Source organism: Bifidobacterium phasiani (assembly GCF_019331775.1).
GTDB classification, from domain to species: Bacteria; Actinomycetota; Actinomycetes; order Actinomycetales; family Bifidobacteriaceae; genus Bifidobacterium; species Bifidobacterium phasiani.
Genome location: NZ_JAHBBD010000044.1, coordinates 1 through 2,644, shown reverse-complemented (window position 1 = coordinate 2,644; position 2,644 = coordinate 1). Strand labels below are relative to the sequence as shown.

The following is a 2,644-nucleotide window of genomic DNA, read 5'->3' as shown; positions in this document are numbered from 1 at the left end:
GATCCCGCCCTTGACGGCGTGCGTGGCCCCCGTCGAACCATTCCAGAACACCGTACCGCCCTGGAACGTCTGCGACGCACCACCCCTCACCGACAACTCATCACCCGTCGGATAACCCAACCAACCGGATTCGCCGCCTGAAAGAGACCAGTATGTATTGATCGCCCCCTTGGGAGTCACATCCGGGATGTTCTTGATTCGCACGTAATCGATACGATCGACGCGGGTGTCGAAACGTTTGTTATCGTCCGGCGCCGGCTTCCAATCGTTGTCTTCGAACACGCTGTTGTTGATGATCAGCTGCCACGGATAGTCGTTCAGGGCATGCTGGAACTGTTCTCGGCTCAATCCCAGGGTCCGGGCGGTGCTTCTGGAGACATTCGTACCGTCCATCGCAACGGGCTGTCCGTCGAAAAGATACTGAATCGAGTATCCATCGTAAATCAGCTTATAAGTATGCCAACGCCCTTTGAGGGCGGCATTCTGTACATGGTAGTTGCGCACCGTCTGGTCGTCGCCGCTGGCGTTCACCACACAGGTGACATGCGACGTGTTCGTGGTCGCCTCCATGTCGCCGTACAGTTCCATGGTGTCCAGCTCGGCAAGGTTCGACGATGTGACGCCATTGCCGCAATACGGCTGGTTGTTGCGCGTCCATACAGCGAAATGCATGCCCTTGGGGTTCGTGGAATCCATATACGCCCGAACCTCCATTTCGAACGGCGTCGAATAATCGAAACCGGATTCGATGCGCCCGGAGGTGTACACGGTACGCTTGCCGCTGCCGCAGGGCTCGGGATGCAGATTCTTGTCACTGGGTTCCTCCGTGACGTTCCCGTTACCATCGACCGCGAGGCAATGGCGTTCAGTGATGATGTTCAGCTGACCGTCCTTGACCGTGACGTTATCTGGGGTATACAGCACGTTGATGCCCGCCTTGAGGCCCGACGCCTTTTGCGACAGAACTTTCCAGTTCGTATTCACCAACGCCGAATCATCGTTGAACTCATCGCCGTTCTGCAGACTGGAACTCGGACGGTACGGCAACGTATGTTCCCAATGCGTCGTCCCGGTCAGAATCGTCGACGAACCGGCGGATTTCGCATCGATCGAAATCTTTTCCCCGGTCACGATGCCGTCGGAGATGCCGTATGTGGCGGGCTTGGAATACTCCAGACCGTCTTTGGTGATCGTCTTGCCGTCGATGACGATGTAGTACCGCACACCCTGATCGGAAGGGATGGTCACGGTGGAGTTGGCATCGTCGAATTCGGGCCCCTTGGGCGTCACCTTCTGGGGGAAGGTGTGCTTCCATGTGGCAAGCACTTCGCCGGTTTCCGGGTTTTTGGCCTCGACGGTCATCTCCTTGCCCTGTTTCCCGGAGTGCCAACCGCTCGATACGGGATTCCGGCCACCGTCAATGTAGTACTTCACCCCATCGGCCCGCGGAATTGTCACACCGGTCTTCTCATCATCGAACGTCGGGGCCTCGGGCCTGAGCGGAAACATCTTCTCCCAATGCGTCGCACCGATCAGAATGGTGGCCGATCCAGCCGATTTCGCGTCCACGGTAATCAGCTTGCCACCTACGATGCCGTCCGTCTCGGTATAGGTGCCCGGCTTGGAATACTCAAGACCATCTTTGGTGATCGTCTTGCCGTCGATGACGATGTAGTACCGCACACCCTGATCCGAGGGGATGTACACCGTACCGGCTTCTTCGTTGAAAGTCGGACCTTTGGGCGTAGTCACCGTGGGGAATTTGTAAGTAAGGTCCAGGCCGCCGATCTCCACGTTCGGAGCCTCCTCCACAGCGGTTTTGCCGGTGATCGTCACCGTGGCGCCGCCACTTGCCTGGAAGGTGTCTCCTTCCACGACGATGTCATTGTCACCCACTTTCACGGAGAATTCGACGCCATCCAGCTGCGGGAAGGTGATGGCTGACCGTTCATCGTCATATGCAATCTGGTCAGTCGCCGGATCGAACAGGTACGCCCAGGAAGTGGTGCCGTCCAGAACGGTGGCGCTGCCGGCGGACACGGCGGTCACCACCACCAGCACGCCCGTGTCCAGTCCCTCTTCGGTACCGTAGCTGCCTGGTTTCGCATACTCCAGACCGCTCTCGGGGTAAATGACCTCCGTCTTCCTCCCATGGGCATAGGTATAGATGTGATACCTCACACCATAATCAGACGGGATATACACCGTATCGTTATCATCGCGAAAAGTCGGTCCTTTAGGAATGACCACGCTCTGTTCCGCTGCGGTCGCCGTTACCGGCGCCGCTTGCGCCATCGGCGGTACCGCAATTATCGACATGGACGCCACACAGGCAACCACCGAAAGAGCGGCGAGCCAACCACGCCAAGCACGCTCGCGCATAATGAACTCCTCACTGTCTTCCATGGCAGAGAACTCTCATACAGAATTCTAGTCGGCACTTGAAAGACAAGGACCTTGCACCCGATGGTATGGATGCAAGGTCTGGATTTCATACGAGTACCGGGCGAAAGACTGTCATCAACGGGTGGTGTATGTAGTCCCGTTCGGGCGCCAATGCAATTGACCATGTTGGAAGTTCTGATACACCTCGCCGGACCTCAGCGGGTCGACGATCTCCCCGCTCGTGGGGAAACCGAGCCAC

At 57.5% G+C, this 2,644-nt stretch carries 2 protein-coding genes; both read right to left on the bottom strand.

Going from position 1 to position 2,644, the window contains the following annotated elements; genetic code table 11:
* A partial coding sequence (locus KIH73_RS10685; RefSeq protein ID WP_219083351.1) for a family 16 glycosylhydrolase occupies positions 1 to 2,406 on the bottom strand: 2,406 nt, incomplete at its 3' end.
* A 114-nt stretch (positions 2,407 to 2,520) separates the two neighbouring features.
* Positions 2,521 to 2,644: hypothetical protein (locus KIH73_RS11255; protein WP_219083349.1), on the bottom strand; the 124-nt coding region annotated here is incomplete at its 5' end.